This is a genomic window from Arthrobacter sp. R3-55 (assembly GCF_054161505.1).
This window is the reverse complement of sequence record NZ_CP096423.1, coordinates 1,525,907-1,550,439: the sequence shown is the minus strand read 5'-3', so window position 1 is coordinate 1,550,439 and position 24,533 is coordinate 1,525,907. Positions and strand designations below refer to the sequence as shown.

The window sequence follows — 24,533 nt, the reverse complement described above, 5'->3', positions numbered from 1 at the left end:
CGGCACTACTCCGTGGGGATGGAGTGGATGAGTTCCACAACGCGGGTCAGGACGGTGGGATCCGTTTCCGGAGGTACTCCATGGCCCAGGTTCAATACATGGCCCGGCGCGTGGGAACCGGCGGCGATAACGCCGCGGACGTGGGCTTCAAGGACCTCCCAAGGGGCCGACAGAAGTGCTGGGTCGATGTTCCCCTGCAGCGGCACGGTGCCACCGAGACGGCGATTGGCTTCATCCAGGGGCAGCCGGTAGTCCACGCCCACCACATCCACTCCAACATCGCGCATGGCGACCAGGAGCTCGGAGGTGCCGGTTCCAAAGTGGATCAAGGGTGCTCCCAGTCCGCGGACATGGTCCAGTGCACGGGATGAGGCCGGAGCCACATACTTTTGGTAGTCAGCCAGGCCCAGGGAACCTGCCCAGGAGTCAAAGAGCTGCGCTGCCGAAGCGCCTGCCTCAAGCTGGGCCTGAAGGAACATTCCCGAGGTATCGGCAGCCCAGTTGGCCAATGCGGACCAGGTTTCAGGATCGGCATGCATCATCGTCCGCGGGCCGAGGTGATCCCGGGAAGGCCTGCCTTCAACCATGTACGCCGCCAAGGTAAACGGGGCACCGGCGAATCCGATGAGCGGGGTCTTGCCAAGTTCGGCAACAGTCAGCCGTATGGCTTCGCGAATGGGTTCCAGCGCTTCCCACGTCAGCGTGGGAAGGGCAGCCACATCAGCTGCCGTGCGCACAGGCTTGTCCAAGACCGGCCCGACGCCCGGGACGATGTCCACGCCGACGCCGGCGAGCTTCAGCGGAATGACGATGTCAGAGAAGAAGATGGCCGCATCCACATCGTGGCGGCGAACCGGCTGGAGGGTAATTTCCGCGGCGAGCTCCGGGCGCAGGCAGGAGTCCAGCATCCCGATCCCTTCGCGGACCTTCATGTACTCGGGAAGGGAACGGCCGGCCTGGCGCATGAACCACACGGGCCTGCGGGATGGCGTGCCGCCGCGGTAGGCCGTGATCAACGGCGAGTCCGAGGTGCGGCCGTCCTTCAGCGGGTGATTGGCGTCAAGGGTTCCCGCCGGGGCGTTGGAGGCCGTACTGTTGGATGCTGCCGCGCTAGAAGTCATGCCTTCGATTGTGCCGAAAATCCGGGGCAAAAGATAACGACAAGCTGTCACGTCGCGCCCCGCCCGGGCCGTTGTGGCCGGGATCACCCGCCTGCGTGTGGATCACCACGGCGCCACATTGTTCTACCGGGCTACGAAAAAGCTATGATTGGGGTGCTGTGGTTCTTTTCTCATTGGTGGCTACACACGCCGACATCGACCTCGAAACTGTCGCTCAGTTGAGCAACGGTTCCTCTGAGCTTGCCTCGACAGCCCTGACGGACTCCCAAGTGGTCTCCGGCGCCGTGGTCCTGGCGACGTGCAACCGATACGAGGTTTACGGCGAAACCGCCAACGGCGGCGACCTTGAAGCAGCCCGATCCGCCCTGGTATCCCGGATCAGTGAACTGAGCGGACTGAATGAGCAACTCGTTTCGCGCTCCTTCGCCACGCATACCGGCCCCGAAGTTACCCGGCACCTCTTTGCCGTCAGCGCCGGACTGGATTCCGCCGTCGTGGGTGAACGCGAGATCGCCGGGCAGGTCCGCCGCGCACTGATCACAGCCCAGCAGGAAGGCACTGCCAGCTCCGGCCTGGTCCGCCTTTTCCAGGCTGCGTCCAAGACCGCCAAGGACGTCGGCGCGCAAACTGCCCTCGGCTCGCGCGGGCTGTCCATTGTCTCCGTTGCCTTGGACCTGGCCACCGATCTTGCCGAGAACGACGATTGGTCCACCAAGAAGGTTGTGGTCTTTGGAACCGGGGCTTACGCCGGGGCTACCATGTCCCTCCTCCGGGACCGCGGCTGCACCGATGTTTCCGTTTATTCTTCCTCCGGCCGTGCCGAGGGTTTTGTCGCCACACGCGGCGGAACAGCGCTCGACGCCGACACCCTTCCCGCGGCTGTAGCCGCAGCGGACGTCATGATCGGCTGCAGCGGATCGGACAACCGGGTGGAAGCAGCAGACCTTGCACGTGTCAGGGCACATGCGGGCAAGCCCTTGATCGCGATTGACCTCGCCCTCACCCATGATTTCGACCCCGCTGTGGGCGAACTGGACGGCGTGGAGCTTTTGACCCTGGAATCCGTGCGGCTTGCCGCACCGCAGGAACAAGCCGAGTCGTTGTCCCAAGCCAGTGCGATCGTTACCGGCGCGGCCGCGTCCTTCGAGTCCGAGCGCGAAGCCCGCTCCGTGGACACGGCAATTGTGGCCCTCCGCCGCCACACCATGAACGTGCTGGACGCCGAGATGGAAAAGGTCCGTGCCCGTCATGGATGCACAGCTGCCGCCGAAGAGGTGGAGTTTGCCCTCCGCCGCATGGTCAAGCAGCTCCTGCACATTCCCACCGTGCGGGCGCGCGAGCTTGCCGCCAACGGACAGCAGGACGATTACGTCGCCGCGCTCGAGGCTCTTTACGGCATCCAGGTGGAACAGCCCCAGGCGGCGGTTCCGGCCGCTGAATGCCCTGTGGACCACCAGCAGCTTCGCTCAGAGAGCGCCTGAAAAAACCGGAGCACACCACCCCGGCCGCCCGCCAAGGCATCGCGCTTGGTTGAGCTGCCCGGACGAAGGAAGCGCCGGGCAACGTCCTAGTACACGGGTTTCTGCGGTTCCACATCCCGCACCCAGGCGAGAATACCGCCGTCGAGATGGCTGACGCGGGTATAACCGGCCTTTTGCGCCGCTTCCAGGACAGCAGCCGAGCGTGTTCCGGCCTTGCAATGGAAGACGATGTCCTTATCCTGCGGCAGCTCCACCCACGCCTCGCCGGAAAGAATACGGCCCTGCGGAATGAGGACCGAACCGTCAATACTGACAATGCTGTGCTCACCGGACTCACGGACATCCACCAGCTCAAAGTCCCGCTCCCCCAACTCCCGTTCGGCGAGCATCCGGGCAAGGTCCTTGGCCGAAAGGGTGTGGTCCTGGTCCGTTGCCGCTGGCGGCGCCACGCCGCAGAAGGCTTCGTAGTCGGTCAGTTCCGTAATGGGCCCGGCTTCCGGATCCTTGGAAACCTTGATCTCCCGCCAGCTTCCGCCCAAAGCGTCGAAGAGGGCCACCCGGCCCAGCAATGAACGCCCGACGCCGGTAATCAGCTTCACGGCCTCAGTGACCATGAGCGATCCAACAGCTGCGCAGAGCATCCCGAACACTCCGCCCTCACCGCAGGACGGCACGGACCCGGCCGGCGGCGCTTCCGGATAAAGGTCCCGGTACGTGGGGCCGTGTTCGGCCCAGAAAACACTGACCTGGCCGTCGAACCGGAAGATGGACCCCCAAACGTACGGCTTACCGAGGATGGCCGCGGCATCGTTGACCAGGTACCGCGTGGCGAAGTTGTCCGCGCCGTCCAAAATGAGGTCATACTGCGCAAACAACTCAAGAGCGTTGGAGGAGTCCAGCCGGATATTGTGCAGGACGACGTTGACCAGCGGGTTCAGTTCCTTGATGGCATCCCGGGCGGATTCGATCTTGGGGGTGCCAACGTCTTTGACTCCGTGGATGACCTGACGCTGCAGATTGCTGAGGTCCACCACATCGTCATCGACGATTCCGAGGGTGCCAACACCGGCCGCCGCCAAGTACAACAGGGCCGGAGAACCCAGCCCACCGGCACCAATGACGAGCACTTTGGCATTCTTGAGCCTGCGTTGGCCCAAGGCGCCGATTTCGGGAATGATGAGATGCCGGGAGTATCGCTCCACCTCGGCCGTCGTGAGTTCGGCGGCCGGTTCAACAAGGGGCGGCAGGACAGCGGGCGCAGCAGGGCGGGCAGCAACAATTGAGGCCATACCCCAATGTATGCCTGCCGATGCCGCCCGGTCATATTACCCACCGGTAGAGTGGTCATAACTGCAAAGGAAAGGCGGCAGACTGTGGCTGACGGCACAAGGGCACACGATGGGGCGCAGGCCAAGCAGGAACGGGCCGTGCCAACACGTTCACCAAGGTTGCCGCGCGACGAACGCCGCGCGCAGTTGTTGAATGCGGCGTTGGAAGTCTTCGTCTCCAACGGTTTCCATGGCGCGGCCATGGACGAAATCGCCGAGGCCGCCCATGTGAGCAAACCGGTGCTGTACCAGCACTTTCCGTCCAAACGCGAGCTTTATATGGCGCTCCTGGACAGCCACCTGGCCACCCTGACGGAGCTGATGCTCAGCGCCTTGAACTCCACCACGGACAACAAGGAGCGCGTCAAGGCCGTCATGCGGGCCTATTACCGGTTCATCGCCGATGATGACCAAGCCCACCGTTTGGTCTTCGAATCGGACCTCATCAACGATCCCGACGTCAGCTCCCGTTTGGAGACCTTCAACAAAACGTTCGCTGATGCGGTGGCCCATGTCATTGCCGAGGACACCAAGTTGCCACCTTTGGAAGCCCAGCTCCTGGGCCGCGGCCTGGCCGGCATGGCGCAAGTCAGCGCCCGCTATTGGCTCGAAACGGACGGGAACCTTGACCTCGATGTGGCCAGTGATCTGATCTATCGTTTAGCTTGGCGCGGAATCAGTCGATTCCCCAAAGAGTCCTAGGCTACAAATAGAGGACTGACTTACAACTTGATTGGCTTGGAGGCCTTGCTGTGGAAGTAAAGATCGGCATTCAGAACGTTGGCCGTGAAATCGTGCTCGAATCCGCTTTGGATGCAGACGCCGTGGCCAAAATCGTGGCAGAGGCCGTGTCAAAGGGCTCGGAACTGCGCTTGACCGATGAAAAGGGCCGCCAGATCATTGTTCCCGGCAGCGTTCTGGGCTACGTGGAAATCGGTGCCGAGGAAGTTCGTCGCGTCGGTTTCGGCGCCCTCTAAGGCCTGTCCCGCTGACGCAGTCCGCTAAGGAGTCTTCATGCTTTCACTCGTTGTGGTGGTTCTGGCTACCGTAGCCACCGGTTTCATCGTGTGGGCCAACGACAAAAGACACGGCAAGTACGGCATCGCCTTACCTGCGGGTGTTTCGGTGGCTGTGGGCACCCTGAGCTGGATTGCGTTCATCAGCGCCGGCCTGGGTTATCAGCCCGGGGCAACCTGGATTCCCTGGCTCTTGCCGATCGTTCTGGGAACTGCCGCCGCCGCAGGCGTCGTGGTTTTCCTGGGCCGGATACGCACTCAGCATGATACTGCCGCGCTCACCAAGGCACTGCGGCTCTGAGTCGCCAAGGCCCTGAGGCGCCAAGACTCAAGCAGCTTTTTAGACAGCAGTGACCGCCGCCCCTCGGGCGACGGTCACTGCTGTTTAACGAAACTGTTCACGATCCCGGATAACGCTCCGGCTGAGCCATTGCACCGAGCCCTGCTGCCGCTTCACTCACAGAGGTTGCAGCGGCGACATCGCGTGAGGTGACCTGCCCACCTGCATCGTGGGACACATACCGGACGTGGACCCTGTTGTAGCGCCATTCCAGATCGGGATGGTGGTTCTGTTGTTCAGCGATGTCTCCCACCGCGGCAATAAGTGCCAGCGCCTTGGCCGCCGTCGGGGTTTTGTAGACGGTCACCAGGCCGTCCTGGTATTTCCAATCGGGAAGCCGCAGGAGGGCGGCGTCGATTTCTGCTTGTGTCAGGTGGTCCTTGCTTCCAGCCACGTCCGCTCCTTCGCCCGAAGATCCTGCCAGGCGCTAGAGGAACTCTGCCCGGCCCTCCATGGCCGATGACGCCAAAGCGTGCTCACGCCGCGGAATCCGTCCTGCCTGCCTGGCCAGCCTACCGGCGATCACAGCGTGCTTGAAGGCCTCGCCCATCTGCACCGGATTCTGCGCCCGTGTCACTGCGGTGGCCAGCAGCACTGCGTCGCAGCCCAGTTCCATGGCAAGGGCGGCATCGGAGGCGGTCCCGATTCCTGCGTCGAGCACCACGGGGACTGAGGCCCGGGAGACGATGAGTTCAATGTTGTGCGGGTTCAAGATACCCAGGCCTGTTCCGATCGGCGAGCCAAGTGGCATCACCGCGGCGGCCCCCAGATTTTCCAGGCGCAAAGCCAGAACGGGGTCGTCATTGGTGTAGGCGAAGACTTTGAATCCGCGGTTGACCAGTTGCTCTGTTGCCTCAACCAGTTCCACGGCGTCGGGAAGGAGCGTGTGTTCGTCGGCGATGACTTCCAGCTTCACCCAATCAGTTTCCAAGGCTTCCCGGGCCAGTTCCGCAGTCATCACTGCGTCCTTGGCTGTGAAGCAGCCTGCGGTGTTGGGCAGCACGCGGATGCCGTGGTCCACCAGCAGCTGGAAAAGCGATCCCGTTTCCGCCGGTGAGTAGCGGCGCATGGCAACGGTGGTGAGCTCAGTCCCCGAGGCCAGGAGCGCCGCGCCCAGCCCATCCAGGCTGGGGGCTCCCCCGGTGCCCATGATCAACCGGGAGCCGAGGACGACGTCGTCGATCACCAGGGCGTCCGTGCGGACCTCTGTATTTGCTGTTGTCATGATTCAGCCTCCTTGGACTGCTGTTACCAGTTCGAGTTCGTCTCCGTCGGCGAGCGCCGTTGCAGCCCATTGGCTCCGCGGCACCACTTCGGAGTTACGGGCGACGGCGACACCCAGCTTGCCGCCGTCGGCCGCCTGTCCGCGGTGGTCCAGGACCCGGCCCGTGACGGCGGTGACCACGGTGCTGACCGATGCGTCATCGGCCACTGCGTGATCGGATCCGTTGAGTTTGATGTTCATGCTGTTTCCTTGTTCTCGAGATTAGGGCGGCGCAGGTTCATTGATGGCCCATCAATGAACCCGCGCTGCACTGAAACGGTCCGGGCGGAAAGCTGCCCACCGGTGGTCTGACGAGCCGTTAATCAGCTCACCCACGATCCGTGCCGCTGCGGGCGTCAGGAGGACTCCGTGCCGGAAGAACCCCGTGGCGATCACCAGGCCGTCAACATCCCCGGTGGGACCGGCTGCCCGCCCCAGCAACGGAGCGTTGTCCGGTGTTCCGGGGCGTGCCCGGGCTGTTGCTTCGAGCAGTTCGAGTTCGGCCACTGCGGGGACCAGTACTTGGGCGTCCCGCAGCAGCTGGTAGACGCCGCCTGCTGAGACCGCCTGGGAGGACGCTGACAATCCGTCCTCGCGCTGGGTGGCCCCGATGACCACGGTGCCGTCGTCGCGGGGCACGATGTAGACGGGCACTCCACGGACCATTCCGCGGACCGTGGAGCTGAGGAGCGGCTGAAGGTGTTTAGGAACCCGAAGCCTCAGGATGTCGCCGTACACCGGGCGCACGGGCAGGGTCAGACCGTCCGGGAGTCCGGCCAGTCCGGCCGCTCCCAGCCCGTTTGCCACCACCGTTTCCGCGGCGAGGACAGTGCCATCACCCTCGATTTCCACTCCTGCTACGCGATCTCCGTCCCACAGCAAGCTGTTTGCCTTGGCAGTTACGGCATAACCGCCCGCGGCACCGTGGACCCATGTGGAGTCACCGGCGCAGTGGGCTGCCAACCCCGACAGGAGGCATGAGGCCAGCTTCCGGGGATCCACCTGGTGGTCCGCGGGAATATCGAAGGCGCTGGAGATCTGTGGACTGAGGAGTGGCTCGCGATCGCGGGCGTCGCGCAGGGACAACGGCTCAACCTCCAGGCCGGCAGCAAGCTGTACTGCCCGAAGATCTGCCAACGCCCGGCGGTCCGCGGCGTCGGCACCCACGGCAAGCGTCGGCGTCGTGCGGTATCCGGTGTCTTGCCCTCTGCTACCCAGGTTGGCCGCAAACGCCGGCCACAACCGGGACGACTCGAGCATCAGCTCCAGGAGGTCTTCCTCCTGGTAGTGCAGTTCGCTGACGGGGGCCAGCATTCCGGCGGCCGCGAACGTGGCTCCGGTAGCCGGTGCGGGATCGATCACCACCACTGAGCGGCCCAGCCGCCGGGCTTCGTCAGCGACGCCCAAGCCGATGACGCCGCCACCAATGACGGCAACATCGGCATGCATGGTGGTGTGGCGGGAATCTGCCATTCCGGTTTCCTTCCCTACGCCGGTACTAGCCGGATCAGGTCAAGCGGTCGGCGCTGAAGCCCTCTCAGCCGGACAGTCATATAACGGACGTCGCGGCTCCCGCAGTACGTGCCCAGTTTAGAGGAACTACTCTGGTTTCCATGACCCCGACTGACGCCCTCGCCACCGCCCGCCTGTATCTATGCACTGATGCCCGGAGACGGCAAGGCGATTTTGAAGACTTCGTTGATGCCGCCTTCGAAGGCGGAGTGGACATCATCCAGCTGCGCGACAAAACCTTGGAAGCTGCCGAAGAGTTGGAGTTGCTGGCGGTCCTGCGCGGAGTTGCCGAACGTCACGGACGGCTATGGGCCGTCAATGACCGCGCCGATGTTGCCAGTGTTTCCGGGGCTCCGGTGTTCCACATCGGGCAAAAGGACTTGCCTTTGGGGGTGGCTCGAACGTTGCTGCCGCAGCCCGCCATCGGCCTGTCCACCCACTCCCCTGAGCAGGTCAATGCGGCCATCGCAGCCTCCCCGGGCGATGGAGGCCTGGACTATTTCTGCGTTGGTCCCCTCTGGGCGACACCCACCAAACCCGGCCGTGAAGCTGTGGGATTGGACTTGGTCACATATGCCGCAGAAGCCAGCAAGCGTGCGGAGGAGACCACCGACGGCGCCGTGCACCTGCCGTGGTTTGCCATCGGAGGGATTGATCTCAGCAACGTCGAGCAGGTAGTGGCTGCCGGGGCCGGCAGGATCGTGGTGGTCCGTGCCATCACCGAAGCCACGGACCCGACGACGGCAGCGAAGTCGTTGCTGGAGGCGCTGGACGCCGCCTGATACAGGCAGTTCAGGCTTAGTCCCCGCCACGCCGCTATGCGGTGAGGCCCAGTCCCGTCATCCGGCGCGAGTGCCGCTCGGCCAGCTCGCCTGTCATTCTCTTGACTGACGCACGGGCGTCACCACCGCTTTTCAGTGTCGGGCCCAACTGTGGGTGCTCCATGCCCACCCTTTGCGCCTGCGTGAGCGCTTCCCCCACCAACCGGCGCCCCCACAACGCCAAGCGTGAAGCCAGCCGCGGGTCATCGGCCAAGGCCCGCCGCAGCAGGACACGAAGCACTTCCGTTGCTTGGTCAGGTGAAGCCACCCGCTCCACGAATTGCTGTGTTGCGGGGTCAAGGAAGGTGGCTACAGCGCGGTAGAAGTCCGAGGAGACGGTGTCGATGACGTAGGCCTTCATCACGGATTCGAACCAGTCCGCGGGTTTGGTGCGTTCATGGAAGTGGTCAAAGGAGCGTTGGAAGGGCATCATGGCCTCTTCAGGATCGAGGCCCATCTCTGTGAGCCGATCACTCAACAACGCGAAGTTTCCGTAGGCTCCGACCGCAATTTTGGCCAGCACCGATCTGTCGTGGAGGGTTGGAGCGAATCGGGAGTCGGATGAAAGCCGGCCGAAAGCGGACAATTCTCCGTAAGCCATGGCGCCCAGCAGTTCAGGCGCGAGTTGTCCCGCAGAATCTGCGACGTCCCGGGAAGTGCCCATGGTCCAAGAGTATCCCTGGCTATCCACAAGCCTCCCTGATGGTTTGCCGGCAGAGACGGGGGTGCTACTAGGCTTACTGGAAGTGAGTTGACCGTCCGGCCTGCCTGCGGGCCATGTGTCCTCCTCCTCGCACCCATTCCCTGAAGGATGATTCATGAGTAACCCCAGCTACCCGCCCATGCCCGACAACGGGAACGGAACTCCCCCAGTACCGCCTGCATCAGGTGCCTACGGCAACCAGGGCCAGTATCAGGGCGGACCGCCGTCCCCGTATCAGCCAGGGATCTCTTCCAGCCCTTACGGTGCACCCGGCACGGGCACCCCCGCCAAGTCCTTCATGGTCACCTGGCTCCTGTCCTTGCTTCTGGGTGGCCTCGGTGTCGACCGCTTCTACTTGGGCAAGATCGGCACCGGCATTGCCAAGCTGCTCACGGCGGGCGGGCTCGGCATCTGGTCCATCGTGGACCTCATCATCACGCTGACCGGCAATGCGCGGGACAAGGAAGGCCGCCCGCTGCAGGGCTATCCGGAAAATAAGAAGAAGGCGTGGATCATCACGCTCGTTGTCTGGCTCGTCGGCCTGATTCTTGGAATCGTGTCCACCGTGTTGTCCCTGACTTTGATGGCCGCTGCGGTCCAAGGACAGGCCAAGCCCGTCCCCGCCGCACCGTCGGCTTCGCAGGAAGCCCCGGCCCCGTCACAGGGCCCTGCCGGTGACGGCAACTCCTTCGAGGTCACGGTGTCCGAGGGCAACACCGTCAACGTCACCATCCTTAACACCGGGTACACCACCGAAATCCCGGAAATGGCTTACATGAAGCCGCTCAACGGCGGGTTCCTCCTGCTGGAGGTTTCCTGGGAGACCACCGCCGGCTCCAGCTTCGTCGCGCCCAGCAACTTCGACGCCTTCGACGCTGAGGGCAAAGAAGGCGACCGGATCTTCCTTGACGACAGTCTGGGCGGTCTTCTCTCCGGCGATGTCGCCGCAGGAGACATACAGCAGGGCGTCATCGCCTTCGACATCAAAAACGGTCCCACCACAGTGGTCATCAAAAATGACGTTGGTGACAAAGCAGCCAGCTTTACCCTGACCCCGGCAGGCTAAGTCCTTACCAGGTCAAACAGCTGTGCCAAGAGCCCGTTGCCCTCCGGTGGCAGCGGGCTTTTGCGTGCGGCTGCGAAGACTATCCGCCGTTTTCGGGCTAACCTGATTTTCGTGTCACATCATCGGATAGCGCCCAACGTCGACGACTCCTCGGACCAGCTCGCTGCAGCCCTTGCGGCCCTAAGGACGGAGTTGGAACTCCCCTCTGCGTACCCGGCCGAGGCGGTGGCGGAAGCTCAGCAGGCCGTGGAAAACCTCAGGTTGCCGGAGCAAGACCTGCGGGATGTCCCTTTTGTCACCATTGACCCTGCCACCTCCACAGACCTGGACCAGGCCCTGTTCATTGATCGCGCAGGAGAGGGTTACAAGGTCCTGTATGCGATCGCCGATGTGCCATCCTTCGTAGCTCCGGGCGGGGCTCTCGATGCCGAGACCCGGCAGCGCGGACAGACTTTCTATGCCCCCGACGGCCGCATCCCCCTGCACCCCGAGGTCATCAGCGAAAACGCCGGAAGCCTGCTGGCTGACCAGGACTGTGCTGCCTTCGTGTGGGACTTCGACCTCAACGCCGATGCTGAAGTGATGTCCGTGAGCGTCGCCCGGGCTGCAGTCCGGAGCCGGGCGAAACTGAGCTACAAGGGCGCCCAGCAACAAATCGACGACGGTACGGCCCCTCCGGTCCTGCAGCTCCTTAAGGAAGTGGGACTGAAACGGGTTGAACTGGAAAGGCAGCGTGGCGGCGCGAGCCTGAACATGCCGGAACAGGAAATCGTGCAGGCGACCGACGGCGGCGGGTACAGAATCGTCGCAGCTCCCTCCCTGCCGGTGGAGGACTGGAACGCCCAGATCTCCCTGATGACGGGGATGGCGGCCGCCCAACTGATGCTCGAAGGAAAGGTGGGCATCCTTCGCACCATGCCCGCCCCGGACGAACGTTCCCTACAGCACTTCAAACGGCAGACCGCCGCCTTGGGCAAACCGTGGGACGGCCACGTCACCTACGGCGAATACTTGAGGACTTTGGATGCCTCCGACCCCCGGCAACTGGCCATCCTGCACTCGGCCGGAACACTGTTCCGGGGTGCAGGCTACACGCCTTTTGACGGTGAAGTGCCTGACACCGTCATCCAGGCAGCCATTGGAGCTCCCTACGCCCACACCACAGCACCGTTGCGGCGACTCATCGATAGATTTGTCCTGGTGATTTGCGAGGCCCTGAGCAACAACAAGGACATACCGCGTTGGGCCCGCGAAGCACTGCCCTCCTTGCCGGAGATCATGGCAGCCTCGGACCAAATGGCCGGACGGCTTGAACGTGCGGCCTTGGACACTGTGGAAGCGGCACTGGTGGCCAATCACGTCGGCCGGGAATTCGATGCGGTGGTGATTTCGGGGTCCAAGCCTTCCAACGGAAACAGCAACGGCACCAGATCCAATGGGAATGGCAACGGAAGCGGCCCCTATGGATTCATCCAAATCGCGGAACCGGCTGTCACCGCGCGCTGTGACGGCGAACTGGAGTCCGGAACCAAGGTGCGGGTGCGCCTGGTCAAGGCCGATATTGCCAGCCGGGAAATCAGGTTCGAGCTTCAGCAATGACGCCGGCAAACCGGTGATCCCGGCTTTAAGGCTCCCAGAGGATAGACTGGGCCTGTAGTAATGGATGCCCGGTCGTTGATTCAGTTAATTTTTGAACTCAACAAGCCCGCCCCTACGCGATCTTGAGATGTACCAACTGGTCACCAGTGCCAGTACTTAGATAGCCCGCGATCGGCTTCCACTGGACTTGCTTGCGCGCCCGTTCGTGCTCCGGTACGGCTCCGCCGCCGCCGTTGAGCATGCAGCGCCAATGCCCAAATGAATAAGGAAACTCCCTGTGAGTGAATTGCATACCCACCAGGTCCTGACGGACTCCACCGGAACCGAATCCATCGAACCCGAGGAAACGATCATCTCGGATGAGACGCCCCACGAGATCGAAGAGAAGTCGTTCGCCGACTACAACGTCCGCGCAGACATTGTTGAGTCCCTGGCGGACGCCGGCATCACGCATCCCTTCCCCATCCAGGCAATGACCTTGCCGGTTGCCTTGAGCGGCCACGACATCATCGGACAGGCCAAGACCGGTACCGGCAAGACGCTGGGCTTCGGCATCCCTGCCCTTCAGCGCGTTGCCGGCCGCGACGACGCCGGCTATGAAAAGCTTGCCGTCCCGGGTGCACCCCAGGCTTTGGTAATCGTCCCCACGCGCGAGCTCGCGGTGCAGGTCGCCAACGATCTCCAGACCGCCTCACGCAAACGCAACGCCCGCATTGCCACCATCTACGGCGGCCGTGCCTACGAGCCTCAGATCGATGCCCTGCAGAAGGGCGTCGAAATCGTGGTCGGCACCCCGGGTCGTTTGATCGACCTCTACAAGCAGAAGCATTTGAGCTTGAAGAACGTCAAGATGGTGATTCTTGACGAGGCTGACGAAATGCTGGACCTTGGCTTCCTCCCGGACGTCGAGACCCTGATCGCCGGTACCCCCGCCGTTCGGCAGACGCTGCTCTTCTCGGCGACGATGCCGGGCCCGGTGATCGCGATGGCGCGCCGCTACATGACGCAGCCAACCCACATCCGCGCCGCCGACCCGAACGATGAAGGCCTCACCAAGCGCGACATCCGCCAGCTCATTTACCGTGCGCACAGCATGGACAAGACCGAGGTTGTGGCCCGTATCCTCCAGGCCCGCGGACGTGGCCGGACCATCATCTTCACCAAGACCAAGCGCACCGCTGCCAAGGTGGCCGAGGAACTTGTTGACCGCGGTTTTGCTGCGGCAGCCATCCATGGCGACCTCGGCCAAGGTGCCCGCGAGCAGGCCCTCCGCGCCTTCCGCAACAACAAGGTCGATGTCCTGGTGGCCACGGACGTTGCCGCCCGCGGCATCGATGTTGATGACGTCACCCACGTCATCAACTACCAGTGCGTGGAAGACGAAAAGATCTACCTGCACCGTGTAGGCCGCACCGGCCGCGCCGGTAACAAGGGCACCGCAGTTACGTTTGTGGACTGGGACGACATGCCTCGATGGGGCCTGATCAACAAGGCACTGGGGCTGAGCGTTCCCGAACCCGTTGAGACGTACTCGTCCTCGCCGCACCTTTACAGCGACCTCGACATTCCCGAGGGCACCAAGGGCCGCCTGCCCCGCAACAAGCGTGTCCTTGCCGGCGTCGACGCGGAGGTCCTGGAGGACCTCGGCGAGACCGGCAAGAAGAACGCCCGTTCAGGGTCAAACCGCGACGGCGGTCGCGATGGCGGCCGTGGCCGCGACGCCGGACGTGACGGCGGACGCGGACGGCAAGCCAAGTCCAACGACTCGGACTCCAGCGAATCCAAGGGCGAGGGTGGACGCAACCGTACGCGCCGCCGTCGTACCTCCGATGCCGAAGCAGCTCCCGCTGCCGGTGCTTCTGAAACACGCACGGCCACGGCGGACAGCTCAGAGAAGCCTGCCCGGACGCGTCGTACGCGCACGCGCCGCCGCAACGGCGAAGTCGTTTCCGGTGAAACGGCAGCTGCCCAGTCCGGCAGCGCCGAGGCCTAAAAACCTCAATGACTGAAACTGTTTGGGCGCCGGACGGCGGCAATTTGGTGGTGCACGCGGACAACGCGGAATTCCTCCCTACGCTGCCGGACGGCGCCTTCACACTCATCTATGTGGACCCGCCCTTCAACACGGGCCGGGTACAGCGCCGCCAGGAAACCCGCATGGTCCGCAACGCGGACGGCGACGGCGACCGCGTTGGCTTCAAGGGCCGCTCCTACGACACCATCAAGGGCGCCCTGCACAGTTACGATGACGCCTTCAGCGACTACTGGTCCTTCCTGGAACCCAAACTGGTCGAGGCCTGGCGGCTGTTGTCCGACGACGGCACCCTGTACCTGCACCTGGACTACCGCGAAGTGCACTACGCCAAGGTGATGCTCGACGCCATCTTCGGCAGGGAATGCTTCCTCAACGAGATCATCTGGGCCTACGACTACGGCGCACGTGCCAAAAACCGCTGGCCCACCAAGCACGACAACATCCTGGTGTACGTGAAGAACCCCGCCAAGTACCACTTCGACAACGCCGAGGTGGACCGGGAACCGTACATGGCCCCCGGCCTGGTAACACCTGCCAAGCGCGAACTCGGCAAGCTGCCAACTGACGTTTGGTGGCACACCATCGTCTCCCCCACGGGACGTGAGAAGACCGGCTACCCAACCCAGAAACCCGAAGGCCTGGTACGCAGGATCGTTTCTGCCTCCAGCCGCGAGGGTGACTGGTGCCTGGACTTCTTCGCCGGGTCAGGGACCTTGGGAGCCGTTGCAGCGAAGCTGGGCCGCAACTTTGTGTGTGTGGATCAGAACGAACAAGCCATCGAGGTCATGCGGAAACGGCTGGGCAGCAAGGCCGTGTTCCACGAGATCCAGCCCACCAGCCTCTAGCCCGCACTGCCAGGCGTGCTCAGGCGACGCCCTTCACGAAGGCCGTCACGGAGTCCGCAATCATCTGCACGGCAATGGCCGACAAAAGCAGACCGGCAATCCGGGTGACAAGCTCCACGCCGTTTTCGCCCAGCACACGCTGCACCACGCCCGCGAAGCGCATCGCCAGGTACAACGAGCCCAGCACCACGGCAATCCCCAGCCCCACGGCCAAGTACTCGGACAGCTGGCTGGACTGCTGAACGAAGACCATCACGGCAACGATCGCACCAGGTCCAGCCATGAGCGGGGTCCCCAACGGAACGAACGCCACATTCTTGTACTTGCCCGCATTTTCCTCGCCGCTGGTGGAACCGGTCAGCAGTTGCAGGGCAATAAGGACCAGCAGCAGGCCACCCGCGCCCTGCAAGGCCGCCAGCGAGATATGCATGTAATTGAGGATGGACTGGCCAAAGATGGCGAACACCACAATGACGCCGGTGGCCACCAGCAGTGCTTGGAATGCGGAGCGGTTCCGGTCCTTGGCCGCCATCTGGGCCGTCAAGGACATGAAGATCGGGACGGTACCAGGCGGGTCCATGATCACGAACAAGGTGACGATCACCGAGGCGAGCAGCTGCAAATCCATTAACGAACCACCGTGCTGCCCGTTGCCAACTCCTCAATCCTGGCCAACACAGCGGGCGAGGTGGTGTTCTCGCCCAACAGATTCGGCTTGCCCGCACCGTGGTAGTCGGAAGAGCCTGTCATGAGCAGGCCATGCTCGGCCGCCAGCGTCCGCAGGAATGCCCGCCCGTCCTCCGGGTTGTCCCGGTGGTCAACTTCAACGCCCAGCAGCCCGGCGTCAATCATGTCCAGGTAGGTCCGCTCCCCCACGATTCTTCCCCGTGATGACGCCACCGGATGGGCAAAAACAGGAACGCCGCCTGCAGCACGGACGAGCTCGACGGCGACCGCCGGGTTGGGCGCATAGTGCTGCACGAAGTACCGCGAGTGGGAGGTAAGGATGGAGGTGAAGGCTTCGGTTCGATCCGCGACAACACCGGCAGCCACCAGGGCGTCGGCGATGTGGGGGCGGCCCACGGTGGCGCCCGGCGCAACGTGATGGATGACGTCGTCCCACGTCAGGGGATAATCCTCCGATAACAAGGTGACCATGTGCTCGGCACGGGTCAGCCGGGCGTCCTTGGACTTGGTGATTTCTTCCAGGAGGCCCACGTGCGCGGGATCATGCAGGTAGCTCAACAAGTGCACGCTGATGCCCTGCTCGGTCCGGCAGGAGATTTCCATCCCGGGAACAAAGGCAATGCCGTGTTCACGGGCTGCCGCTGCTGCCGGCTCCCAGCCATCAGTGGAATCGTGATCGGTCAAAGCCACCACGTCCAGGCCCGCCGCCACAGCGGAAATGATCACCCCCGCGGGTGTCTCGGTTCCGTCGGAAACGTTGGAGTGCGCATGCAGGTCTATCCTCACTTTCCCAGCCTAGGCGATGCGGGGCTCCTTGGCCGGTTGCGCCGTTGGCCTCCTCAACGAACTGGTGGGACGATGTAACGGTGAACGATGCCGAAAACACCCAAAACCTGGACTCCTCAAATTCCCAGCCCCTGCAGGAGCGCGTCAACAACCGCTCACAGAGGCCCACGTCCGATGCCTTCAAGGCATTCATGGCCAGCAACTGGGCGCCCGCCCCGCAGGTGACCCCTGCGCGTGACGCCGTTGCAGACCATGCTGCACGCCGCCGTCGTACCGTCTCCGAACTGTTCAAAGGCGAACGGCTTGTTATCCCCGCCGGTCCGTTGAAGGTCCGCTCCAACGACTGCGACTACCGTTTCCGTCCCCACTCCGGGTTCGCCCACCTGACTGGTTTGGGCCTGGACCACGAGCCCGACGCCGTCCTCATCCTGGAACCGGTGGCTGAAGGAAAGGGCGACGACGGCGGTCACCACACTGCCACGCTGTACTTCCGTCCGCTGGCCGGCCGCGATACAGAGCAGTTCTATGCGGACTCCCGCGCAGGCGAGTTCTGGATCGGTGCGCGACCCACGCTGGCTGAGTTTCAAGCACGGCTGGGCTTGCCCACCGCACACATCTCCGAGCTGGAAATGGCCATCACCAAGAACGTCGGCGCCCCGGAAATCGGCGGCATCTCGATCCGATTGGTCCGCAAGGTGGACGAGAACATTGACGCCTTGGTGGACACTGCCCGCTACAACACGGCTAAAGACCCCGAAAACCTGGACCTCGGCGAACTCGACGCCTTGGATGAGAAGCTCAGCGAAGCACTCTCCGAGCTGCGCTTGATCAAGGATGACTGGGAAATCGAGCAGATGAAGATTGCCGTCGCGGCAACGGTGGAGGGCTTCGCCGATGTTGTCCGCGCCCTTCCGCGTGCCCTGACCCACAAGCGCGGCGAACGTGTTGTTGAAGGTGCGTTCTTTGCCCGTGCCCGTGAAGAAGGCAACGAGCTCGGCTATGACACCATTGCGGCGTCCGGCAACAACGCCACGGTCCTGCACTGGAACCGCAACTCCGGAACCGTCAACGCCGGCGAACTGCTGCTCCTGGACGCAGGCGTGGAAGCCGATTCCCTGTACACGGCCGATGTCACCCGAACGTTGCCTGCCACCGGCACGTTCACCGATGTCCAGCGCAAGATCTACGAGGCCGTCCTGGACGCCGCTGATGCCGGATTCGCAGCTGCCCAACCAGGCGTGAAGTTCCGTGACATCCACACCGCTGCCACCACCGTCCTGGCCGAACGCCTGGCTGATTGGGGCTTGCTCCCCGTTTCCGTGGAGGAAGCCATCAGCCCGGAGGGCCAGCAGCACCGCCGGTGGATGCCCCACGGCACCAGCCACCACCTTGGCCTTGACGTCCACGACTGCGCCCAGGCCAAGCGCGAACTCTACCTGGACGGGGTCCTCACCGAGGGAATGGTCTTCACGATCGAACCCGGCCTGTACTTCAAGAACGAGGACCTCGCCATTCCCGAGGAATACCGAGGAATCGGAGTCCGGATCGAAGATGACATCCTCATGACGGCCGACGGCCCTGTCAACCTCAGCGCCACCCTGCCCCGCAAGGCCGACGACGTCGAGTCCTGGATGGCAGGCATCTACCAGGAAGCCCAGGGCTAAGCAGCACTGCTGTACATGCAAAAGGAAGGCCACCGGAGATCGATCCGGTGGCCTTCCTTTTTGGTCTGCGTTTCCCGTTACTGCTTGGCGGAACTTTCGGGCCCGGACTCCTGTCCGTCCTCCCGGGGCGCGTTCTGCGGCGCGTTCTGGGGTGTGTTCTGCCCTTCAGTGACCCGGACTCCGTACTGCGGACGACCATCAGGGAGGTCCGGGTAGCGGACGGCTGCGGGCGTCGGGTTCTGCACGGGCTGCTGGGCAGGGGCCGGTGTCGCTGCCGGCGGGTTCTGTCCCTGCGGAGCGCCTGCGGTGGACTCCGGACCACGCTGGCCGTAGGGATCGTTCCAGGTGGAAGGCCGCTCGGGCGCCTGTCCTGGTTGCTGCAGCGGGGTGTTCTGGGGGTTGTAATGCGAGGCCTGCACGGTAGCCGCCTGTGAGGGGTTCATGGGCAGCTGCTGGAGCAGCCGTCGGGCCTCGTGGGCCGCTTCCACGGCCACAATGACGTCGTAATTGGTGGCCACTACCTGGCTGGTGGAGGTGAAGTCACGCTTGCCGCGCTGCATGGCGTAGGTGACGATTCCGAACAGCATGAAGAAGGCGGCGCCCATCAGCACGGAGGTGATGATGGAGAACGGACCGCCCGCCGGGGTGAAGAAGGACAGCATCACACCCACGAAAAGACCGAACCACATGCCGCTCAAGGCACCGGACAGGGCCACCCGGGGGTAGCTGAGGCGACCGGTCACCCGTTCAACCATTTTGAGGTCGTTGCCCACGATCGACACCAACTGCACCGGGAACTGCTGGTCCGCAAGGTAATCCACCGCCTTCTGGGCGTCCAAATACGAGGTGTATGAGCCCACAGTGTCACCCTGGGGGACGGTGCGGGATTCCTCAACGGCTTTGGGACCACCAAAAATGTTTGACATAGCCCCATTGTGTCTCATGGACATGTGAACAGGCTGGAATTCAGCTAAAAGAGAGCAGACTCGGTAGCCTGTAAACATGAGCACACATCCTTCCCGCGTCTTTGTCGCGCGCCTGCTCGGCTTGGACGTCTTCGACCCCCTGGGCGATCGTCTGGGCCGCCTGCGCGACGTCGTGGTGCTCTCCCGCGGGACCCGCGGCGCTCCGCACGTTGTGGGCATCGTGGTGGAGGTACCGGGAAAGAAGCGTGTCTTCGTCCCCATGACGCGCATTACTTCCATCGACCAGACACAGATCATCTGCACCGGCCTGGTCAATCTGCGCCGCTTCGAGCAACGGGGCGCAGAAACACTGGTGGTTGCCGAGATGTTCGACCGCCGCGTTACCCTCGCGGATGGTTCCGGTGACGCCACCATCGAGGACATCGCCATGGACCAGCACCGGTCCAAGGACTGGTTCGTCAGCAAGCTCTTTGTACGCCGCGGCCATTCCTTGTCTCCCTTGAGCAGGCTCCGCCGGAACGAAACGCTGATCATTGATTGGGCCGACGCCCAGACCGGGGCCCACAACGAGCCGCAGGCTGCAACCCAGTTTGTTGCGACCCACGAGGACCTCAAGCCCGCAGACTTCGCCGAGGCCCTCCAGGAGATGAGCGACAAGCGCCGGTTCGAAGTGGCCAGCGAACTCCAGGACGAGCGCCTCGCAGACGTCCTCCAGGAACTCCCGGAAGACGATCAAGTGGAGATCCTTTCCGCGCTGGATGTTGAGCGTGCCGCCGACGTCCTGGAAGAGATGGACCCCGACGACGCCGCCGACCTCCTGGCCGAGCTTCCGTCCGCCCAGGCCGAGGAACTGCTTCAGCTCATGGAACCGCAGGAAGCAGAAGACGTCCGCCGGCTCTTGGAGTATGACGAAGACACCGCCGGCGGTTTGATGACCCCTGTCCCGGTCATTCTCCCTCCGGAAGCCACCGTGGCCGAAGCATTGGCCCATGTCCGCCGTGAAGAACTTTCCCCGGCGTTGGCCTCCTCCATCTTCATTGCACGTCCGCCGCTGGAGACCCCCACGGGCCGTTTCCTGGGCGTAGTGCACATCCAGCAGCTTTTGCGCTTCCCGCCCCCGGAACCGCTGGGCAACCTGGTGGACAAAAACCTTGAACCGCTTTCGGATCAGGCCCACATCAGCGAAGTCGCACGGACCCTGGCCACGTACAACCTCAATTCCCTTCCAGTCGTTGACGACGACGGCCGCCTCGTGGGGGCGGTGACTGTTGATGACGTGCTGGATCACCTGTTACCCGATGACTGGCGCGCTCACGAGGACGACGCCCCTATAAGGAAACTTGGAGGCCGCATTGGCTGATAACAACGCCACCCGATCCCCCAAGTCGTCAGGACGCTCCAGCAGCAGCCTGGACACTCCCCTGAGCGGCCGCCAACGGATACTGCCCAAGTTCTCCCCCAACCCCGACGCGTTCGGCAACGCGACGGAGGGCTTCGCCCGTTTCATGGGGACGCCGACCTTCCTTGTCTACATGACGGTCTTTTGCGTCTTCTGGCTCGTCTGGAACACGTTCGCGCCCACGGCCTGGCAGTTCGACAGGATGGAGCTGGGCTTCACCCTGCTGACGCTGATGTTGTCACTCCAGGCCTCCTACGCCGCTCCCCTGCTTCTTCTCGCCCAGAACCGGCAGGATGACCGGGACCGGGTCTCCCTCCAGCAGGACCGCCAGCGCGCCGAACGGAACCTGTCCGATACCGAGTACCTGACCCGGGAACTGGCGTCACTTCGCATTGCCCTGCGTGAAGTTGCCACCCGTGACTACGTCCGCGCCGAGCTGAGGAGCCTGCTGGAGGACATCATCGATGCCCAGGAAGAGCTCCGGGAAAATGATGCCGCGGCCGATGGTACGGATTCGCCGGGCGAGAAGGTCAAAGAGAAGCTCAAAGACAAACGTGACAAGTCGCGCGGTCCCCGCACCCAGCAGATCCCCAAGGTCCGCCAGCCGCGCGCCACAGGACCGCAGCACTCCACGGCAAAACCGTCGCCTGAAACCCCTGAAAGCCGGGCCTGACCCTATGATCACCCCATCTGCCGAGGCGTTGAATGCTGCCCTGGCAACCGTCATCGATCCCGAGCTCCGCCGCCCCATCACGGAGCTCGGGATGGTGGAATCGGTATCCTCCGACGACGCCGGGACGGTCCACGTAGCCGTCCTGTTGACCATTGCGGGCTGCCCCCTTCGGGAGACCATCACCCAGGATGCCACTGCCGCTTTGTCGCAAGTGGAGGGCGTCAGCGCCGTGGACGTGGAATTGAAAGTCATGACCCCTGCCCAGCGCGAGGCCCTCAAGGAACAGCTGCGCGGTCCGGGCGGCCAGCGCGGCATACCCTTCACCAAGCCGGGCTCCCTCACCAAGGTGTACGCCGTGGCCAGCGGAAAGGGCGGCGTGGGCAAGTCCTCCGTCACGGTCAACCTGGCCTGCGCTTTGGCGGCCCAGGGCCTCCGGGTGGGAATTGTCGACGCCGATGTCCACGGCTTCTCGGTGCCGGCCCTGATGGGCATCACCCAAAAGCCCACACAGGTGGATGACATGATCCTTCCACCGGTGGCCTACGGAGTGAAGGTCATCTCCATCGGGATGTTCGTGGCGGGCAACCAGCCGGTGGCCTGGCGCGGTCCCATGCTGCACAGGGCACTGGAACAGTTCCTCACCGACGTCTATTTTGGGGACCTTGACGCGTTGTTCCTGGATCTTCCACCAGGGACGGGCGACATCGCCATTTCGGTAGCCCAGCTCTTGCCCAACGCCGAGATCCTGGTAGTGACCACGCCCCAGGCTGCTGCCGCCGACGTCGCCGAACGCGCGGGGACCATTGCCACGCAAACCGGACAGAAAGTGGCTGGCGTGATCGAGAATATGTCGTTCCTGGACATGCCCGACGGCGGCAGGATGGAATTGTTCGGAAGTGGCGGTGGTGCCATCCTGGCTGAGCGTCTGAGCGCTGCCGTTGGCAACGACGTTCCCTTGCTGGGGCAGATTCCGCTGGATATCCGGCTACGGGAAGGCGGCGACGCCGGGAAGCCCGTGGTTCTGGCAGCACCGGAAGCAGCCGCAGCGAAGGCCATGCAAGAGGTGGCCTCGGCCCTGGCATCGCGGCCCCGCGGGTTGTCAGGGTTGTCGTTGGGAATCGAACCCCGTTAGCGCTCCACCGTTGGCTGCGGCAGCGCCTTTCCGATCAGGTTGCTTCGGAATCGAAGGGTGCGGCTTCGCCCTCGGCCAGCCGCTCGATGACCCGGGTGGGGGCTTTCGGCTTGGTCTCCACTGATGCGGTGGCGGCAGCAGCGGTTGCAGCGACGGCAGGGGCTCCGGCGCTCACGGGCTTGGTATCGTCATCCAACAGTGCATCCTTGATGATGCGCCGGGGATCGTACTGGCGGGGATCGTACTTCTTCCAGTCGACTTCATCGATATCGATGCCGACTTCTTCCTTGATTTGCTCACGGGCACCGGAAGCCATGCGCCGGACTTCCTTGACCAGATTGGCGAGCTTTTGCGTGTATTCGGGCAAACGGCTGGGACCGATGACGAGTACGCCGATAATCAGAAGGAGTATGAACTCCGGGCCGTTGATTCCAAACACGCTACGAAGATTACCTTGTCTGTGGTGTCGCTCATAAACCGGCGGGACGGAGGAGGGTCTGGAGCCCGCGCAGCAGCCGTGCGGACCAGTCCTCGGTTCCGTTGTCCGGTGGGACGGACCCCATGGATTCGCCGGCCCGGACGATCTCCGGCACTGCGTCATCCGCAGTCTCGGCAGGCAGGTCCGAGGTGTAGCTGATCACTGCTGCCGGCATGGTGTACACGGCCTTCCACGGGCTCCCCTGCGTGACAGAAAGCCGCGCCGACGTCGTTGCTCCGTGACCGGACTGATCGGCCGGCAGGTGCTCTTCCACGATAGTGGCGTAGTGACCGTTGCTCTCCAGCCTCATCTCCACGGCCGGGTGCCCGTTATACATGGTGCTGTGGGCTGAAACCACTGTGAAGCCCATTCCTGCAAGCTCAGGGCAAGCCCACCCGTCTTCCCGCAGCGCGTCCAATTGGGCAGCACTCAAACTGACTGTGCTGCCGGCCCGGAACATCGGGGCCATCATGCTTTCCACCGGACTTCCTGTCCACGCTCCGGCAAGAGCACCGACGTCGCTGCTTCCGGCCTGTAGCTGCTGGACATCGTCCCCGGCCACGACATAGGCGGACACCGCCAGGGCACCGGCACTGACAGCCAACGTGCCCGCTGCGACGCCCGCGAGGCGAAGTCCGCGGCGCATGCCTCCGGATGAAGGCTTGGTGTCCAAGGGCTGGACAGGCTCGTTGGCAAGCCGCTCGGTGTGCTGAATCAGCCGCGCGGCAAGGTCCTGGCTGGCTTCGGGCACGGAAGCACCCCGGAGTCGTTCAAGGTACTGCCGTTCCCGGTTAAGGGCATTGCGGCAGTCGATGCATTGATGAACGTGATCCGGGCTGCGCGAATGGCGCAGGGCAGCCAGTTTGCGCCGGGACAACGATCCCGGACGAAGAGGGTGTCGAGGCATCGACGTCCTAAAGGATGCTGGCGATGCGCGGCATTTTCAGGCGCGGCTTGCGGGCCTCTGCCGGACGGGGATCGCGGTGGGCGAGCTTCTCCCGGAGCATGGTCCTGCCGCGGTGGATGCGGGACCTGACGGTCCCGAGCTTGACGCCAAGCGCCTCGGCAACCTCGTCATAGGAGAGGCCTTCGAGATCGCACAGCACGACGGCGGCGCGGAAGTCAGGCGGCAGTTCTTCCAACGCACGCTGGACGTCCAGGTCGAGATTGTTGTGTTCGAAGCTCTGCTCCGGGCCGGGTTCGCGGCCGGGCAAGCGGGACTCGGCATCCTCGGCGAGGGCATCGAAGCGGATCCTGCTCTTTCGCCGGGCCTGGTCCAGGAACAGGTTGGTGGTGATGCGGTGCAACCAGCCGTCAAGTGTCCCCGGCTTGAAGTTTTCCAGCGAACGGAACACCCTGACGAAGACCTCCTGGGTGAGGTCCTCGGCGTCGAATTTGTTGCCGGTCAAGCGATAAGCCAGACGATATACCTTGGCGGAGTGGTTGGCAACCACTTCCTCCCAGCTGGGCATGACCCAGTCGGTAACGCCCTCAATGCTTTCCGATGTCTGGACTGGCGCAGCATGCGATGCCGGCATCGTCCACTCCCCTCAAACTGTGGTTCGCCGAGTCGCTCGGCGCCGGCCGCCTCATGGGTGACCGGAGCATTATCATCCCAAGGTTGTCTGGGAATTTCCTGACTGGCATGGGGTTTTTC

26 protein-coding genes and 1 riboswitch are annotated in these 24,533 nt (G+C 63.5%); of the genes, 13 read left to right on the top strand and 13 right to left on the bottom strand.

Translation table 11 applies throughout. From position 1 onward, the window contains the following. Positions 1–5: 5 nt before the first annotated feature. Entirely contained in the window at positions 6–1,121 is a 1,116-nt protein-coding gene (gene hemE / locus M1D51_RS07320) for a uroporphyrinogen decarboxylase (RefSeq protein WP_458109064.1), read from the bottom strand. A gap of 158 nt (positions 1,122–1,279) precedes the next feature. Here hemE and M1D51_RS07315 point away from each other — a divergent pair, with 158 nt between their 5' ends. Beyond that, positions 1,280–2,602, top strand: coding sequence for a glutamyl-tRNA reductase (locus M1D51_RS07315; RefSeq protein ID WP_458109063.1), 1,323 nt, complete (start codon positions 1,280–1,282; stop codon positions 2,600–2,602). A gap of 86 nt (positions 2,603–2,688) precedes the next feature. Here M1D51_RS07315 and moeB read toward each other — a convergent pair whose 3' ends face one another. Then, entirely contained in the window at positions 2,689–3,891 is a 1,203-nt protein-coding gene (moeB, locus tag M1D51_RS07310; RefSeq protein ID WP_458109062.1) for a molybdopterin-synthase adenylyltransferase MoeB, read from the bottom strand. A gap of 6 nt (positions 3,892–3,897) precedes the next feature. Here moeB and M1D51_RS07305 point away from each other — a divergent pair, with 6 nt between their 5' ends. Genes M1D51_RS07305 through M1D51_RS07295 form a run of 3 tightly spaced genes read left to right on the top strand, consistent with a single transcriptional unit; the run spans position 3,898 to position 5,247 of the window. Continuing rightward, positions 3,898–4,632: a TetR/AcrR family transcriptional regulator gene (locus tag M1D51_RS07305; RefSeq protein WP_172325816.1), complete on the top strand. Its 735-nt coding sequence runs from the start codon at positions 3,898–3,900 to the stop codon at positions 4,630–4,632. 50 nt (positions 4,633–4,682) lie between these two features. Next, positions 4,683–4,907 carry a DUF3107 domain-containing protein gene (locus M1D51_RS07300; protein WP_026539987.1) on the top strand — a complete coding sequence of 75 codons (225 nt, stop codon included), beginning with the start codon at positions 4,683–4,685 and terminating at the stop codon, positions 4,905–4,907. 37 nt (positions 4,908–4,944) lie between these two features. Further along, a complete protein-coding gene (locus tag M1D51_RS07295; protein ID WP_458109061.1) occupies positions 4,945–5,247 on the top strand; it encodes a hypothetical protein in 303 nt (100 codons plus the stop codon). Positions 5,248–5,344: 97 nt separating this feature from the next. Here the strand turns inward: M1D51_RS07295 and M1D51_RS07290 are convergent, their stop codons facing one another. The 4 genes from M1D51_RS07290 to thiO all read right to left on the bottom strand — a co-directional run bounded on the left by M1D51_RS07290 (position 5,345) and on the right by thiO (position 8,023). Beyond that, complete coding sequence (locus M1D51_RS07290) at positions 5,345–5,680, bottom strand: 4a-hydroxytetrahydrobiopterin dehydratase (RefSeq protein ID WP_458109060.1); 336 nt, start codon at positions 5,678–5,680, stop codon at positions 5,345–5,347. Positions 5,681–5,713: 33 nt separating this feature from the next. Beyond that, on the bottom strand, positions 5,714–6,511 hold the full coding sequence (locus M1D51_RS07285; protein WP_172325813.1) for a thiazole synthase: 798 nt from the start codon (positions 6,509–6,511) through the stop codon (positions 5,714–5,716). A 3-nt stretch (positions 6,512–6,514) separates the two neighbouring features. Then, a complete protein-coding gene (gene thiS, locus M1D51_RS07280; protein ID WP_172325812.1) occupies positions 6,515–6,751 on the bottom strand; it encodes a sulfur carrier protein ThiS in 237 nt (78 codons plus the stop codon). A gap of 51 nt (positions 6,752–6,802) precedes the next feature. Further along, positions 6,803–8,023: a glycine oxidase ThiO gene (gene thiO, locus M1D51_RS07275; protein ID WP_458109059.1), complete on the bottom strand. Its 1,221-nt coding sequence runs from the start codon at positions 8,021–8,023 to the stop codon at positions 6,803–6,805. Beyond that, positions 8,018–8,136: riboswitch (TPP riboswitch) on the bottom strand. Its footprint overlaps the gene before it by 6 nt. A 27-nt stretch (positions 8,137–8,163) precedes the next feature. Between thiO and thiE the strand changes: the two genes are divergently transcribed. Beyond that, complete coding sequence (thiE, locus tag M1D51_RS07270) at positions 8,164–8,844, top strand: thiamine phosphate synthase (RefSeq protein WP_458109058.1); 681 nt, start codon at positions 8,164–8,166, stop codon at positions 8,842–8,844. 34 nt (positions 8,845–8,878) lie between these two features. Here the strand turns inward: thiE and M1D51_RS07265 are convergent, their stop codons facing one another. Continuing rightward, the gene (locus M1D51_RS07265; protein WP_458109057.1) at positions 8,879–9,547 is read right to left on the bottom strand and encodes a ferritin-like fold-containing protein; all 669 of its coding nucleotides are present in this window, start codon (positions 9,545–9,547) and stop codon (positions 8,879–8,881) included. Positions 9,548–9,701: 154 nt separating this feature from the next. Between M1D51_RS07265 and M1D51_RS07260 the strand changes: the two genes are divergently transcribed. The 4 genes from M1D51_RS07260 to M1D51_RS07245 all read left to right on the top strand — a co-directional run bounded on the left by M1D51_RS07260 (position 9,702) and on the right by M1D51_RS07245 (position 15,131). Then, positions 9,702–10,652 carry a TM2 domain-containing protein gene (locus M1D51_RS07260; RefSeq protein ID WP_458109056.1) on the top strand — a complete coding sequence of 317 codons (951 nt, stop codon included), beginning with the start codon at positions 9,702–9,704 and terminating at the stop codon, positions 10,650–10,652. 111 nt (positions 10,653–10,763) lie between these two features. Further along, positions 10,764–12,251 (top strand): RNB domain-containing ribonuclease, encoded by a 1,488-nt coding sequence (locus M1D51_RS07255; protein ID WP_458109055.1) that lies wholly within the window; start codon positions 10,764–10,766, stop codon positions 12,249–12,251. Positions 12,252–12,528: 277 nt separating this feature from the next. After that, on the top strand, positions 12,529–14,244 hold the full coding sequence (locus M1D51_RS07250) for a DEAD/DEAH box helicase (protein WP_458109054.1): 1,716 nt from the start codon (positions 12,529–12,531) through the stop codon (positions 14,242–14,244). 8 nt (positions 14,245–14,252) lie between these two features. Next, entirely contained in the window at positions 14,253–15,131 is an 879-nt protein-coding gene (locus M1D51_RS07245) for a DNA-methyltransferase (protein ID WP_172322956.1), read from the top strand. 19 nt (positions 15,132–15,150) lie between these two features. On the opposite strand, the gene M1D51_RS07240 is transcribed toward M1D51_RS07245, so the two are convergent. Further along, positions 15,151–15,759 (bottom strand): MarC family protein, encoded by a 609-nt coding sequence (locus M1D51_RS07240; RefSeq protein ID WP_172322955.1) that lies wholly within the window; start codon positions 15,757–15,759, stop codon positions 15,151–15,153. Next, positions 15,759–16,604, bottom strand: a complete 846-nt coding sequence (locus M1D51_RS07235; protein ID WP_458109053.1) for a PHP domain-containing protein — start codon at positions 16,602–16,604, stop codon at positions 15,759–15,761. Before M1D51_RS07235 ends, M1D51_RS07240 begins: the two co-directional genes overlap by 1 nt. Positions 16,605–16,684: 80 nt before the next feature. Here M1D51_RS07235 and M1D51_RS07230 point away from each other — a divergent pair, with 80 nt between their 5' ends. Continuing rightward, complete coding sequence (locus M1D51_RS07230) at positions 16,685–18,268, top strand: aminopeptidase P family protein (protein WP_458109052.1); 1,584 nt, start codon at positions 16,685–16,687, stop codon at positions 18,266–18,268. A gap of 77 nt (positions 18,269–18,345) precedes the next feature. Here the strand turns inward: M1D51_RS07230 and M1D51_RS07225 are convergent, their stop codons facing one another. Beyond that, on the bottom strand, positions 18,346–19,194 hold the full coding sequence (locus tag M1D51_RS07225) for a general stress protein (protein WP_458109051.1): 849 nt from the start codon (positions 19,192–19,194) through the stop codon (positions 18,346–18,348). A 76-nt stretch (positions 19,195–19,270) separates the two neighbouring features. Here M1D51_RS07225 and M1D51_RS07220 point away from each other — a divergent pair, with 76 nt between their 5' ends. Genes M1D51_RS07220 through M1D51_RS07210 form a run of 3 tightly spaced genes read left to right on the top strand, consistent with a single transcriptional unit; the run spans position 19,271 to position 22,398 of the window. Continuing rightward, positions 19,271–20,554, top strand: a complete 1,284-nt coding sequence (locus tag M1D51_RS07220) for a magnesium transporter MgtE N-terminal domain-containing protein (protein WP_026539974.1) — start codon at positions 19,271–19,273, stop codon at positions 20,552–20,554. Continuing rightward, positions 20,535–21,266: a DUF1003 domain-containing protein gene (locus M1D51_RS07215; RefSeq protein ID WP_172322951.1), complete on the top strand. Its 732-nt coding sequence runs from the start codon at positions 20,535–20,537 to the stop codon at positions 21,264–21,266. The genes M1D51_RS07220 and M1D51_RS07215 overlap by 20 nt, the downstream gene beginning before the upstream one ends. Positions 21,267–21,270: 4 nt before the next feature. Next, positions 21,271–22,398 carry an Mrp/NBP35 family ATP-binding protein gene (locus M1D51_RS07210; protein ID WP_458109050.1) on the top strand — a complete coding sequence of 376 codons (1,128 nt, stop codon included), beginning with the start codon at positions 21,271–21,273 and terminating at the stop codon, positions 22,396–22,398. 34 nt (positions 22,399–22,432) lie between these two features. Here M1D51_RS07210 and M1D51_RS07205 read toward each other — a convergent pair whose 3' ends face one another. The 3 genes from M1D51_RS07205 to sigE are packed head-to-tail and all read right to left on the bottom strand — an operon-like array spanning position 22,433 to position 24,414. Then, entirely contained in the window at positions 22,433–22,837 is a 405-nt protein-coding gene (locus M1D51_RS07205) for a Sec-independent protein translocase family protein (RefSeq protein ID WP_172322949.1), read from the bottom strand. A 31-nt stretch (positions 22,838–22,868) separates the two neighbouring features. Beyond that, positions 22,869–23,783: a hypothetical protein gene (locus M1D51_RS07200; RefSeq protein WP_458109049.1), complete on the bottom strand. Its 915-nt coding sequence runs from the start codon at positions 23,781–23,783 to the stop codon at positions 22,869–22,871. 7 nt (positions 23,784–23,790) lie between these two features. Beyond that, positions 23,791–24,414 carry an RNA polymerase sigma factor SigE gene (sigE, locus tag M1D51_RS07195; RefSeq protein WP_310209235.1) on the bottom strand — a complete coding sequence of 208 codons (624 nt, stop codon included), beginning with the start codon at positions 24,412–24,414 and terminating at the stop codon, positions 23,791–23,793. Positions 24,415–24,533: the final 119 nt, after the last annotated feature.